Annotated in this window: 11 protein-coding genes and 2 pseudogenes; 8 read left to right on the top strand and 5 right to left on the bottom strand. The window is 55.6% G+C overall.

Annotation, left to right across the window (positions count from 1 at the left end):
- Nucleotides 1-49: 49 nt before the first annotated feature.
- From ABV298_RS30815 to ABV298_RS30785, 7 genes and pseudogenes are all read left to right on the top strand, one after another.
- Nucleotides 50-433, top strand: a complete 384-nt coding sequence (locus ABV298_RS30815) for a Rid family detoxifying hydrolase (protein ID WP_353719950.1) — start codon at nucleotides 50-52, stop codon at nucleotides 431-433.
- 9 nt (nucleotides 434-442) lie between these two features.
- Entirely contained in the window at nucleotides 443-955 is a 513-nt protein-coding gene (locus ABV298_RS30810) for a 3-hydroxyacyl-CoA dehydrogenase NAD-binding domain-containing protein (RefSeq protein ID WP_353719949.1), read from the top strand.
- On the top strand, nucleotides 888-1,415 hold the full coding sequence (locus ABV298_RS30805; protein ID WP_353719948.1) for a 3-hydroxyacyl-CoA dehydrogenase family protein: 528 nt from the start codon (nucleotides 888-890) through the stop codon (nucleotides 1,413-1,415). Before ABV298_RS30810 ends, ABV298_RS30805 begins: the two co-directional genes overlap by 68 nt.
- Nucleotides 1,416-1,442: 27 nt before the next feature.
- Nucleotides 1,443-2,711 (top strand): aspartate aminotransferase family protein, encoded by a 1,269-nt coding sequence (locus ABV298_RS30800; protein WP_353719947.1) that lies wholly within the window; start codon nucleotides 1,443-1,445, stop codon nucleotides 2,709-2,711.
- A gap of 26 nt (nucleotides 2,712-2,737) precedes the next feature.
- Nucleotides 2,738-3,598, top strand: a complete 861-nt coding sequence (locus tag ABV298_RS30795) for a 3-hydroxyacyl-CoA dehydrogenase family protein (RefSeq protein WP_353719946.1) — start codon at nucleotides 2,738-2,740, stop codon at nucleotides 3,596-3,598.
- Between the two features lie 2 nt (nucleotides 3,599-3,600).
- Nucleotides 3,601-4,681: pseudogene (locus tag ABV298_RS30790) on the top strand (membrane dipeptidase).
- Nucleotides 4,682-4,709: 28 nt separating this feature from the next.
- Nucleotides 4,710-6,080: a hypothetical protein gene (locus tag ABV298_RS30785; protein WP_353719945.1), complete on the top strand. Its 1,371-nt coding sequence runs from the start codon at nucleotides 4,710-4,712 to the stop codon at nucleotides 6,078-6,080.
- A gap of 29 nt (nucleotides 6,081-6,109) precedes the next feature.
- On the opposite strand, the gene ABV298_RS30780 is transcribed toward ABV298_RS30785, so the two are convergent.
- Nucleotides 6,110-6,979, bottom strand: coding sequence for an AraC family transcriptional regulator (locus tag ABV298_RS30780; protein ID WP_353719944.1), 870 nt, complete (start codon nucleotides 6,977-6,979; stop codon nucleotides 6,110-6,112).
- A gap of 206 nt (nucleotides 6,980-7,185) precedes the next feature.
- On the opposite strand from ABV298_RS30780, the gene hisD reads away from it, so the two are divergent.
- Entirely contained in the window at nucleotides 7,186-8,478 is a 1,293-nt protein-coding gene (hisD, locus tag ABV298_RS30775) for a histidinol dehydrogenase (protein ID WP_353719943.1), read from the top strand.
- Here hisD and ABV298_RS30770 read toward each other — a convergent pair.
- From ABV298_RS30770 to ABV298_RS30755, 4 genes and pseudogenes are all read right to left on the bottom strand, one after another.
- Nucleotides 8,462-10,429: a beta-L-arabinofuranosidase domain-containing protein gene (locus tag ABV298_RS30770; protein ID WP_353719942.1), complete on the bottom strand. Its 1,968-nt coding sequence runs from the start codon at nucleotides 10,427-10,429 to the stop codon at nucleotides 8,462-8,464. The two genes, hisD and ABV298_RS30770, sit on opposite strands and share 17 nt — an antisense overlap.
- A 16-nt stretch (nucleotides 10,430-10,445) precedes the next feature.
- Nucleotides 10,446-11,837, bottom strand: a complete 1,392-nt coding sequence (locus tag ABV298_RS30765) for a beta-L-arabinofuranosidase domain-containing protein (RefSeq protein WP_353719941.1) — start codon at nucleotides 11,835-11,837, stop codon at nucleotides 10,446-10,448.
- Nucleotides 11,838-11,955: 118 nt separating this feature from the next.
- Nucleotides 11,956-12,243: pseudogene (locus tag ABV298_RS30760) on the bottom strand (hypothetical protein); the annotation flags it as partial.
- Between the two features lie 234 nt (nucleotides 12,244-12,477).
- The gene (locus tag ABV298_RS30755) at nucleotides 12,478-13,203 is read right to left on the bottom strand and encodes a hypothetical protein (RefSeq protein ID WP_353719940.1); all 726 of its coding nucleotides are present in this window, start codon (nucleotides 13,201-13,203) and stop codon (nucleotides 12,478-12,480) included.
- Between the last annotated feature and the right edge of the window lie 341 nt (nucleotides 13,204-13,544).

Genomic DNA, 13,544 nt, shown 5'->3' with positions numbered 1-13,544 from the left:
ATATGTACTTTTGTGAAGATGATATTTTATAGAATTATATTTTGTTTTCATGAAAAAAATAGCTCATCCTGATCGTGATCCCGACTTCGCAACCGGCGCCTATTCCGACGGCGTGGTGGTGGATGGCTTCCTGTTTGTCAGCGGCCAGGCTTCGGTCGATTTCAAAACGTCGCAGTTCATTCTCGGCACGATCGAAGAGGAGACCGCACGCACACTGGACAACATCGCGGCGATTATCCGTGCAGCCGGAGGAACCATAGAAAATGTGGTCAAATGCACGGCACACCTGGCTGATATCGATGACTTCGACCGCTACAATGCGGTTTACGCCTCCTATTTTCCGGGCATCAAGCCGGCCCGCACGACGGTCCAGTCGGTGCTGGCCGAAAATATCAAAGTCGAAATAGACTGCATCGTCAAACTGCCCGCCTGATCCATCGCTATGAACGAACCGTCGAAATTGGCTCCGGTGGGCGTGGTGGGGCTGGGGCTGATGGGTAGCAGCATTGTCGCGGCGTTGCTTGCGGCGGGGCACCCGGTCAAAGCCATCGCGCCCATCGCGCCGGAAGCCGGGGAAGCGCCGGAGCGGATTGCGGCCCAGCTGCGGCAATGCGTCGGAGCAGGGCTGATCGGTTCGGTACAACCTTGCCTGGACGCTCTGACCGTTTCGGAGGATTATTCGGTTCTGAGCGACTGCGTTCTCGTGATCGAATGCGTGATCGAAAAGCCTGAGATAAAATCTGCTGTGTATCAAAAAATTACCGGTTCGGTCGGCCGCGACTGCGTTATCGGCAGCAACACTTCGGCGATACCGATCAGCGAGCTTCCAGAAGTATGTGGAGCACCCCGCACGGTTCCTCGGTATTCATTGGGCCGAGCCGGCATTCATGACCCGCTTTCTGGAAATTACCTGCGGCGGACAAACCGATCCCCGGTTCGCGGAGCAGGTTTTTGAAATGGCGCACCATTGGGGCAAGGAGCCTACATTGCTGAAAAAAGACATCCGGGGCTTCATTACCAACCGCCTGATGTACGCCGTTTACCGGGAAATATTTCACCAGCTCGAAGCCGGAAATGCCACCCGTGAGGAAATCGATAAGGCCTTCCGTTACGATGCGGGTTCGTGGATGACGCTCATGGGTATTTTCCGGCGCCTGGATTACATGGGGCTGAATGATTATGAAAAAATACTCGCCCGGATTTTCCCGCAACTCGACAACAGTACCGACGTCCCGGCGGTCATGCAGCGTATGGTACGGGAAGGTGCGCGGGGTGTTCACAACAATCTCGGACTTTATCCCTACGAAAATGGGGAAGGCCGCCGGTGGGACGAAGCATTTGCCCGGTTCAACCAGGAGATCCGTGACCTGGCGGAAGAATACTCAGCCGAAAAAGTTAAAGCCTATTTGCAATGAAAACCTACCAGAAATCCGCCGAATTGCTTGAAAGGGCCAAAAAAAGTGCTCGCCAGCGGCGTTTCTTCCGAATTCAGGAAATACAACCACCCGCACGCACTCTTTTATACGCACGGGCGCGGGAGCCTTATATACGATGTCGATGGTAACGAGTACCTCGATTTTACGCTCAGCCAGGGGCCCCTCATTCTCGGACATTCCCATCCCGAGGTGCTACGGGCCGTAGAGGAATATTCCCGGGCGGGACAGCTCTTCGCCGGTCAGCATATCCGCGAAGTGGAACTCGCCGAAAAGCTGAACCTGCTGATCCCCTCGGCGGAGATGATGCGGTTCTGCCTGGACGGGTCCGAGGCTGTACAAACCGCTTTTCGCGTGGCGCGCGCCCGGACCGGTAAAAGCAAGTTCTTGCGTTTCGAGGGGCATTACCACGGCTGGATGGACAACGTCTGCTGGGGCGTCAGTACGCCGTCGGCGGAGGCGTTGGGCAGCCGCGAGCAGCCTAATGTCTTTCCCTGGACAGAGGGGTTGCCGGAAGGTGTGGAGCACGAGTTCATTATTTTACCCTGGAACGACCTGGCGCTGGTTGAGCGGACCGTCGCCCGGCGGGGCCACGAAATTGCGGCCGTCATCACGGAGCCGGTGATGTGCAATAACGGATGCATCGAACCAGGACCCGGCTTCCTGCAGGGATTAAGGGATATTTGTTCCCGGAATAATATCGCATTGATTTTCGACGAGGTCATTACCGGTTTCCGGTTGTCGCTTGGGGGCGCGCAGGAGTATTTTGGCGTCACACCCGATCTCTCGGTTTTCGCCAAGGCCATAGCCAGCGGCTACGCTATCAGCGCCATTGTGGGTAAGTATGAGTGGATGCGGCTGATCGAGCAGGCGAAAGTGATCCACGCGGGCACAATGAATGCCGGTAACCCGACGGTCGCCGCGGCATTGGCTACGATTTCGGTGCTGGAAAACGACCGGCCTCACGAACGAATGTTCCGGCTGGGGAGAAAGCTCATGGCCGGTTTGCGGAAAGCCGCAGCCGAAAGCGGGCACCCCATGCTCGCAGAAGGGCCGGGACCGATGTTTGCGACAAGTTTCACCACCCTCGAAAAAACCAGCGATTATCGCGACACGCTGACTGCCGACAAAGCCAAACTTGGCAGATTCATCGCCGCCATGCACGAGGAAGGCGTGCGGGTAATCGGGCGGGGGCTTTGGTACATCAGCGCTGTACACACCGACGAAGATATCGAAACGGCGATCGCCGCCGCCGGAAAAGCATTGAAACAAATCTGAAAACCGGGCCGCGGGCCTGTCAGCCGATGAAAGAAAGCAGCCATGAACCGGCGCTCCTGCTGGGGACACATCCCATTGCGGACAGTATCGCAAGCTGCCTGAACGGGGCCGGGTTTCGGGTACTGACGGAGTTGAAAGGAGAGCGGTTACAAGAGGCCGGCCTGGTGATCCTGGTAACCGAAGAAAACGAAGCCGTTAAAACGGACTGGATTCGGGCGATCGAAGGAGCGGTGCCCGGCGAAACGCTGATCTGCGTGAATACGGAGTCCATCGGCCTGGACGTGTTGCAGGAAAACGCCTTGTATCCCGAACGCATCATAGGTCTGAACTGGACGGAACCTGCCGATACGACGTTTTTTCTCGAAATCATCGCCAACGACATAACCGGTACTTCCCGGGCCGCCTGGCTCGAAGAACTCGCGAGGCGGCATTGGAACAAAGACCCTTACGTGATACGCGGGAACACGGGCATACGTATGCGTCTCCTGGGCGCGCTCATACGCGAGGCCTTTTTTCTGGTGCAGAATGGCTATGCCAATGCAGAGGACATCGACCGCGCCTGCCGGAACGATGCCGGGTACTATCTCCCTTTTGCGGGAAACCTGCGTTATATGGACCTGATGGGCACCTATGCCTACGGAATGGTAATGAAAGACCTGAACCGCGAACTGGCAACCGATGCCGTATTACCGGCTTTTTTCAGTGAAATGATGGAAAAGGGTAAGTGGGGAATGGCGGAGGGAGAGGGATTTTATAGTTACCGGCCCGGTGAAGCGGACAAATGGAAAGCGCTGCTGGGCAAATTCAGCCTCGAAATCCGCGACCTGATCGGCAGATACAACCAACCCGAAGAAGTAGCCTTACAACTTAAAAACGGATCGAATTGACGATGGGCCGATGGATATTCGACGCTCACCTCGACCTGGCGATGAACGCGATCGAGTGGAACCGGGACCTTACGCGCCCGCTGGACGAAATCCGGCAGCGGGAAATGCACATGACGGATAAAAACGACCGCGGAAAGGGCACCGTTTGTCTGCCCGAACTGCGAAAAGGCAATGTAGCCATCGTCGTGGCGACGCAGTTGGCCCGGTACACACCCTTCGGCAGCGCGCTGGCAGGCTGGCATTCGCCGCAACAGGCATGGGCGATGACGCAGGCGCAACTGGCCTGGTACCGCGAAATGGAGGCGTTAGGCGAAATGGCGCAGATTACCGATCTTACCGGCCTGGAAGCCCATTTAAAACTTTGGGACAAACCTTTAACAGAAGGCGAGAAACGGCCTGTTGGCTATATTCTGAGCCTGGAAGGCGCCGACTCGCTGGTGGATGTATCGTACCTGCACCGTGCTTACGCGTACGGTCTGCGGGCCGTCGGGCTTTCGCATTTCGGGCCGGGGCGGTATGCGCCGGGGACCAAAACCCGGGGGCCGGTAACGCCGTCGGGTTTTGAGCTTATGCGCGAAATGTCGAAGCTCGGCATGATCCTCGACACCACCCATTTAACGGACGAGGGCTTTGACCAGGTGATGGATTTTTATGAGGGGCCGGTCTGGTCGAGTCACCATAATGTGCGTAAAATTGTGCCCAACCAGCGGCAATTGACCGACGAGCAGATTAAACGGCTGATCGGCCGCGGCGCGGTGATCGGGGGGAATGCTCGATTGCTGGGCAATGGATATCCGGTTTATCGATATGGTTTCCGATCCGTGGCAGCTGGATATCCGGCTGGCCAATCTGATCGACCACTGGGACCATATTTGCCAGATTGCCGGGAACAGCCGGCACGTGGCTATCGGGAGCGACCTCGACGGCATTTTCGGAACCGAGCAGTCGCCCTGGGACCTTAACTCCATCGCCGATCTGCAAAAATTCGAAAGCATGCTGGCCGACCGGGGGTACAAGGACGAGGACATCGATAACATATTGAATCAAAACTGGCTTCGTTTTCTGAGAAATGCCTGGAAATGAGTTAGAAATCCTGTTTTAGTTAAACCAAATGAACTTCGTAACCCCATTCCTGGCCGGCGCCGCCGAGGTTAAAACCACGCCACCTCTCGGCACGCGCATCAATGGCGATTTTATAACACATTACGCAACGCACATTCATGACGATCTTTTTGCGAAAGCGCTGGTCATGAAAAGCGGAGAAGAGACGGTCGCGCTCGTGATCGTCGATATTTGTGTAATGCCGAAGGAATTTGTAGACGGTGTAAAAACGCTGATCGCTTCCCGCACGGGCATTGCCCATTCCCATGTGCTTATAGCGAGCACGCATACGCACGCGGCGGGCTCCGTGGCGGATGTACATTTGGGCAGCCTCGATCCCGCTTACGAGAAAATGCTGCCCGGGCGTATTGCGGAGGCTGTTCAGGCGGCCTTGCAGCAACTTCGCCCTGCCCGGGTCGCGTTCGGCTCGGTGGCGGCGCCGGAGCACCTGCGATGCAGGCGTTACACGATGAAGCCCGGCTACATGCCCCTGAACCCGGTAACCGGCGGGACCGATCAGGTAAAGACCAATCCGTTCGGCGTGGAGGCATATATCGACCATAGCGTGGCTCCCACCGATCCCGAGCTGGGTTTTCTGGCTGTTCAGGGGCTTGACGGCCGGTGGATCGGCATTTTGGGAAATTATTCGCTGCATTATGTGGGAGATTGGGAAAACGGTAACATCTCCGCGGATTATTTTGGTTGCTTTTCCCACCGTTTGCGCGAGCGGCTGAATGCCGGCGGGGAGTTCGTTGGAATGATGAGCAACGGTACCAGCGGAGACGTCAATATTTGGGATTTCGTGGATGGGGGGCGTTACCCGCAGGCACAGTTTGAAAAAAGCAAGTTCATCGGCCACGACCTGGCCGACCGGCTGGTGGATAGCCTCGGCAGCCTGGAATGGCAGCCCGAACCCGTATTGGAGGCAATATTCGAATCCATACCCTGCGAAATCGTAAAACCGTCGGCACAAGAACTGGAAAATGCCGCCCGGATGATAGCGGGGGCGCGTTTTGAAACCATTGACTGCGACGACGAAGGTTTGAAGCGGATTTATGCACGAGAACAGCTGTTGCTGGCCGAAATGCCGGCTATCCGCGAATGCCCGGCGCAGGCGATCAGGATCGGAAGCGGGATTATAGGTGGCTTAGCGGGCGAATTTTTCTCCGAAACCGGACTCTACCTGAAAACACAGGCCGGTACCGGCAGCTATTTTACCATTACGATGGCCAACGGGAATGCCGGCTACGTGCCGCCCCGGCATGAAATGGAACGCGGCGGCTATGAAACCTGGCGTTGCCGGTACAGTTGTATGGCGCCGGGAACGGAGGCGAAAATCCGCGAGAAGCTGCTGGCAATGATCCGGACGCTGCGAGCCTGATACTATATTTCACAATGCCTCCCCGGCCGTTACCGGATGATAAGCGTCTTCCGGTAATCGCTGGGCGTCATATTTTTGAGTTTCTTGAACTGGCGGTTGAAATTGGCCAGATTGTTGAACCCGCATTCGTAGGCGACTTCGACGACATTGCGGTCGTGCTGGGAAAGCAGCTTGCAGGCGTGCCCGATGCGCACGGTGGTGAGGTATTCCACAAAAGTGACGCGGAACTGTTCCTTGAAAAAGTTACAAAAAGCGGTGACGCCCATATTGCCGACGGACGCGATTTCGGCGAGGCTGATGTCCTTGTCGAAATTCTGCATAATGTAACCCGTGATTTTTTTAAAGCGATCCGACGAGCCGAAATGGAAATTCTGGACGAAGCGCGGGCTGGCCAAAAGGTCGAATTCGGTGGTGCCTGACATGATATCGAAGATCAGCATCAGCGACGATAACCTTTGCAGGCCATTCTGTGCGGGCATTTGGCGGATCAGCGCATTGATTTTGTCCCTCGTTTCCCCTCGCAAAGCCATACCGCGGTCGGCCAGTTTGAGCACTTTTTTAAAATCATCGATTTCCGGAATATTCATAAAATCCTCTCCCAGGAAATCGTCCGTGAAGTGGATCACCAGGGCATCGGCTTTTTCCGGTGCGCGGCGCTCGAGGTAGATCGGATCGTTGACCCACACATGCGGCAGCAACGAACCCATAAACACAAGGTCGTTTTCCTCGAAGTATCCGATATGGTCGCCCACCATCCGCCTGCCCGTGCTTTTGTTGACCATAACGAATTCGTAGTGAGCATGATAATGCCACGGTGCAGGGAAGAAATCGCCCGTTTCGCGAAATACAATGAAGGACTTGTCGACGTCCTGTGGCAAATGGAATTCAACAGCTTTCATAAGGTGGGTTTTGGATTGTATTGTAAACTAATACAATTTTTCAAAACCTGCTATTTTGTGAAAGATAGTATCATGATTGAGCAGGAAAGTAGCACTGCCTCAATGATTTTTGGGGTTTGAAAAATTGTATTACAAACCGCTATAAAAGTAATAGCAATGCGGCGGCGGGAATTTTACTTTTGAATACCAAAAATACAGTTCCAAATATGGCAACCATTATAAAAGCGGGCAAAAGCGCCGCCGAGCAGCATGAGGCCGACGAAAAGGTGAAAGCAGTCGTGGCCGGGGTTATCAGGGATATCGAAGCCAACGGCGACGCCGCCGTCCGAAAATATTCCGGGCAGTTCGACAACTGGTCGCCCGGTTCGTTCAAGCTGAGCGAAGAGCAGATCGGCGAAATTATAGCGACGGTCCCGCGGGAGGTGATCGACGACATTGCCTTCGCGCAACGGCAAATCCGTTTTTTTGCCCAACAGCAGCGCGAGTCGATCCGCGACATCGAGGTCGAGACTATTCCCGGTGTCATTTTGGGGCACAGGAACATCCCTGTCGCCAGTGCAGGCTGCTACATTCCTGGTGGGCGCTACCCGATGGTCGCGTCGGCACATATGAGCGTTCTTACCGCCAAAATAGCAGGTGTAAAGCGGGTAATCGCCTGTACGCCGCCTATCAAGGGGCAAATCCCCGCTGCGACTGTCGCCGCGATGCATATGGCGGGTGCGGACGAGATTTACCTGCTCGGCGGCATGCAGGCTATGGCTGCCATGGCGTTGGGAACGGAAACGATCCCTGCCGTGGACATGATCGTCGGACCGGGCAACGCTTACGTGGCAGAGGCCAAGCGACAACTTTACGGCCGCGTGGGGATCGATTTGTTTGCCGGACCGACGGAAATCCTGGTCATCGCCGATGAAACCGCCGACGCCGAAATGGTCGCCTGCGATCTTCTGGGCCAGGCCGAGCACGGGCCAACGTCTCCGGGCGTGCTGATCACCACTTCCGAAAAACTCGCCCGGAAAACGCTGGCCGAAATAGAGCGGCAACTGGAAACCCTGCCCACTGCCGACATAGCGGGCGTAGCATGGCGGGACAATGGTGCGGTAATCCTGGTTGCTGACGAAGCGGAGGCACTTGCGGAGGCCGACAGGCTCGCTTACGAGCATGTGGAGGTGCTCACCCGCAATCCCGACTATTTTCTTGAAAATATGACCAATTACGGGGCGCTTTTCCTGGGGCCGGAAACGAACGTGGCGTACGGGGATAAGGTGATCGGTACAAATCATACGCTCCCGACCCGCCAGGCGGCCAGGTATACCGGCGGACTGTGGGTCGGAAAGTTTCTGAAAAACTGCACTTACCAGCGTTGTACGCCGGAAGCGAGCGTGGTCATCGGGGAATATGGCATGCGTTTGTGCGAAATCGAGGGATTTATGGGGCACAAGGAGCAGGCCGCATTGCGCGTAAGACGTTACAAAAATGCGGCTACTCCGCAATTTTGATATTTTTGATCTTCATGGGCAGCCACACCTGCATCGGGCTCCGTTCGCGGTTGGCCCAGGTGTAGTAGGGGATGGCCGTTACCGTTTGCGGCTCCGTTCTGATATTTAAACCGTCCGGTGCGGCTTTGACAACTTGCAGGTTGGCCTGAATCGTGACGACCGGTTCGTTGAGTACCCGGCCTGTTCCTGTAGTAAACGAGGCATTTGCCGGAACGAGCAGGTTCCACACCTCCCCGGCGTTGTCGACGCCCTCCACACAATACACGATCGGCCCGCGTTGGAGTGCGATGCGGTCTTCATCGGCCTTGACCTCCTTGCGCGCCCTGATTTGCCGGACGTCCATCGGCAGCCGCACTTCGATCTCGTCGCCGTTCTGCCAGGTGCGGTCGATCACCGCGTAACCTTTATCCATTTCATAATTAACCGGTTTTCCGTTCAGCAGGATCTCCACTTTTCCATTGCCGGCGGCCGCGAAATTGTACAACCCGCCGGGTACGGGCGTGTCCGTGGCCCAGCCCGGAATGCGGAGATTCAATGCATACTTTACTTTTTGCGCCGGCGTAACCCTGATTCTGACGTTGCCCTCCCACGGATAATTCGTCTCCATTTTCAGCGGCACCGTGGTTTTCCCGATCCGGAAATCGGTATTGCTTCCGATAAACAGGTTTACCCATATCCGGCTTTCTGATTTTCCGTAAATATAATCGCCCACGGAAGCCACCAGCCGGGCGACGTTCGAAGGGCAGCAGGCCGTTCCAAACCACGCGCTCCGGGCATTGTTGCCGGCCGACGATAGCGGGTTACCATAGAAAAAGCGGTCGCCGCCAAGGCTCAGGCCGTCCAATGCGCCGTTGTAAAGACTTCTTTCCAGAACATCGATGTATTTGGCGTCGCCGGTGAGCGAGTTCATGCGCTGGTTCCAGAAAACCATACCTACCGAGGCACAGGTTTCGCTGTAAGCCGCGCCATTGGGCAGGTCGTAGTCGTCGGTGAAGCCTTCGTTATGGCCCGATGAGCCGATTCCGCCGGTAAGGTACATGTTGCGGTACACCACATCTTCCCAAACGGCCGTCATGGCGTTCAGATAGCCAGGGTCTCTGGTCACGGAGGCGACGTCGGCCGCGCCTGTGTACTGGTACATCGCGCGCACGGCGTGACCAGTGATTTCTTTCTGTTGTTTGACCGGCACATCGTCCTGGCAGTATTTGGGATCTTTCCATTCGTCCCAGATCTTGCCTTTGCCGTGGCCATGCCCGCGCTGTTCGAGAAACCAGTCGGCGAGTTTCAGGTAACGGTCTTCCCGCGTGAGATGGTAGAGTTTCATCAATGCCAGTTCGATTTCCTGGTGTCCTGATACCCACGGGCGGTTGGCGACGCGGAAAGTGGAATCGATATGGTCGGCGAAGCGGATCGCGACGTCGAGTAACTTCCGTTTGCTGGTTGTGTTGTAATAGGCGACGGCCGCTTCGATCAAATGTCCTGCACAGTAATCCTCATGCTTTTCCATGTCGGTCCAGCGTAGTTTGAGGTCGGTCAACGTGTAATAGGTGTTCAGGTACCCGTCCGGAAGCTGGGCAGCGGCGATTTTGTCGATCCATTCGTCGGCTTTACGTTCCAGTTCGGCGTCGGGGCGGTTTTTGAGCGAGTAAGCCATGGCTTCGATAGCCTTATACACATCGCTGTCGTCGTAGTAGATGCCTTCGTGTTTTTCGCCCTGCCTGCGGCCCGCTTTTTCGAAGTTCCGGATACGGCCCGACTTCTCCTCTGTCTGGATAATACAGGCATTCAACGTCGCGGTAGCGACTTTCTCCTGTTTGGGTTTCCAGAAATGATCGGTAATGGTCACTTCCGAGAAATGCACGGGCTGGACGCGCTGCTGTGCTTCGGCCGGGAATACCTGAATGCACCATGCGACGGTCGCGCCAAGGTATATTTTAATGGTATGCTGCATATGAGATTCTGTTTAATCAAAAATCCTGCTTTTTACGGATAACCGGGAATTGCGAAATGCGAAGGTTGGTACAACCGTAGGGGATGAGCACGATATCCTCCTCCTTGTCTTCGGTTTCGAGCTGATAAGTAACGCTGTACGGGACCGGGCCGGCCATTTCGTTGTACAGTCCCCACGACGGAATGCGCCGGGCCCTCGTTTTGATCCGCGAAGGTGCGTTTTCGGGGTTCCACGGATAATGGGAAAACGGTTTGACGACCTCCCATTTATATTGCTCTTCCAGCTTGCTGTCGGGCGTGAGGATCAGTCCGTAATTCCATGGGGTCGTCGGGCGAATCTCCGTATAACTGGCGCCGTAGTCGACAGGGTCTTTGTCGTTCTTCACCAGTTTCGACGTTTCCCCGATTTTCAATGCATACGTAAGCGGCCCGCGTTCCACGGAAATTGAATTTTCCGCCCACGTGCTTTTGAAAATGTGCATTGGAAGCGTCAGCTCCACGATGTCGCCTTTCTCCCATTCGCGGGTTAATTTCACAATCTGGTTGCCTTCCGGTTCCAGCCAGCGCTTTCCGTTTACCTTTATCGCACCTTTTTTACACCAGGCCGGAATCCGCAGATGGAAAGGGAATACGGCTTTGGCGGTTGGATTCACGGTAAATCTGATGGTCTCTTCAAAAGGATAGGAAGTCTCCTCCTTTACAGCTACCCGGACACCGCCCGGCAGGTCGATATTCGCTTCGCTCGCCGAATAGGCCAATGCGGCAATGCCCTTGTCGGCCGTGGCGTACCAGAGGTTTTGTACAAATTTCGGCCAGCCCTGGTGCATGTTGGAAGTGCAGCAGGGATAGCCGGTAAGCAACCCCATGCAGAGGTCGGTGCCGCCGTGGTTTACGTCGAAATTGCGCTGGTGCCGTGTCATCATCACCTGGTTGGCCTGCTGGAAGTATTGGCGCGTCATGAAATCGTCGGAAGCCTGCGTCGGCAATGCATTGAAAGCTACTTTTTCGAGCATGTCGGCATAACCCGCGTCGCCGGTGATTTCGAGAATACTTTCCAGGGAGAACATCATCTCTACGGCGGAGCACAGTTCGGAGCCTTGCGTAGGGTCGTTGCCGTGCAGCGCCTCGTCGCCGCCGTACAGCCCGTGCGCCATGCCGTTGAATTTGCGGATGTCCGCGAAACCCTTTTTTGTGGCATCGAGATACTTCTGTTCCGGGTGATGCTGGAAATAAATCAGCGGCGCTTTGATCCCCTGGGCCAGGTTTACGCAATGGATGCTGCCCGTGGTCGAGAGCAGGTCGGTGTTGAGAAAGGCATGGGTGTAATCGAAAGTCTGCCGATGGATTAGGTCGCCCAGATCTAACAAAAACTCCTCGCCGGTAATGTTGTAGAGCCAGTAAACGACCATCAGGTTGTCGGCCCCCCCGGTACTTTGCCCAGAACGTCCAGTTATCCAGCGGTTTCGAGGGCAGTTCCCGCAACTGGTATTTGAAGTAGTTGGTCATCAGCGCGATCACTCTTTGATCGCCCGTAGCCGAATAGTACTGTTTCAGGATTTTGAGCATGACCATTTTGGGCCACCAATCGCGGCTGTTATCGCGCTGGACGCCCGGTTCATGGCCATAATCTTTCGAAGGACCGAAATAGCCATCTGGTTGCTGACTGGCGATGGCCCATTCTATCCAGGGTTTCGTTTTGGCGATGAGTTCCCGGTCGTCGAGGATGTAGGCGAGGGGAAGAAGGCCGTCGATCCAGTAGGGGCCACGTTCCCACTGGTCGCCGTCTCCGCCGAGCCATCCATTGCGTTTCCCCATCACGAGCGGGTAAAGCTCGTCGAGTTTGCCGGTGGCGCCGTTTTTCTGGCGAATGAGCATTTCTTTAAGCCAGCCGTGGGGTTTGATGGTGCCCAAAGGCAGCTCGCTGTAAGGGTTGGAGCGCAGCGGGGCTTTGGCCGGGGTGTAACCGGCTTCTCTCTGGGCGGTGGCTTGCAGGGTGATCAGCAGGGCTGCGAAGAACAGGCGTTTTTTCATTGCGGTGGTTGCGTGTGGTCAGGTTTGGTCAGGTGTTGTCAGGTTTGATCGGGTGTTGTTGGAGGGGATCAGGGGGGTGTTTTGGGCTCGTAAATCTTTGGAGGTGGCTAATGCGATGACGCGGCCCTGATCTCCTACGGCGTTATAGAAATGGTATACGACGCCGTTCCATTTGATAACCCAGGGCTTGTGGGCGTAAGTTTTATCGTAGGGCTCGGTGGGGGAAATGAGGTCGGGACCGGTCCAGTCGGTCCAGTTCACGAGGTCGTACGAGCAGGCGAAGCGTTCGAATGCGCCCGGTTTCCAGAATGCCCCGAAATAGAACATCACATAAACAGCTCCGATCCCGGCGATCTGGGCGTCGCCGCAAATGCCGGTATTCCGGGTGATCAATGGCTTGTCGCCGAAGCGTTTCCAATGCTTCATGTCGTCGGAAACAGCCATGGCGATACTTTCGAAACCCTGGCCTTTCGCGTCGCCCTTTTCACCCTTGGCATTGTAATACATCACAAACGGATGGCCGGTTTTGCGAACTTTGTCGCGGATGACCAGACTTTTGTAAATGGTTTTATCGTCATACCAGCGGGCATCTTTATCTGCGGCGGACAGTACCGGTCCGGGCAGGCGCGTTACTTCGCCCGCTTTGGTCAGATCCGTGCTCGCGGCGACGCCAATGCCGAGCCGGCCCGCTTCGTAGCCTTTTTTCTGAGCCGCCGAGATATGAGAGCCAGTATTTGTTTTCAAACCTTTCGGCCTCGTAACTGCCTCCCCATTGCGTATCTACCAATGCTACATAGCCGGCTTTCTGCGTAGCATCCCAGGTGTCCTCGGTGAATGACATGATCCTGCCGAGCTGCGTCCATAGCAACAGGTCGTCGCTTTTGGCGAGCCAGGTTTCGTAACCCTTACCATCGAAAACGATGTAGGTCATGTACCAGACGCCGTCCTTGCGGAACACCGTCGGGCTGTCGACCATCCTGCCGCTGTCGGGCTGGGGGATTACTACGCCGTATTTGTAGGGTGTCTTGATTTCCTCGAATATTTCCTGCATTACCTTTTGGGAAACTTCGGTGTTGCCGGTACTC

Source organism: Dyadobacter sp. 676, assembly GCF_040448675.1.
In the GTDB taxonomy this organism is placed as follows: Bacteria; Bacteroidota; Bacteroidia; order Cytophagales; family Spirosomataceae; genus Dyadobacter.
The sequence above is the reverse complement of the archived record's forward strand: the minus strand, read 5'-3'. Positions and strand labels throughout refer to the sequence as shown.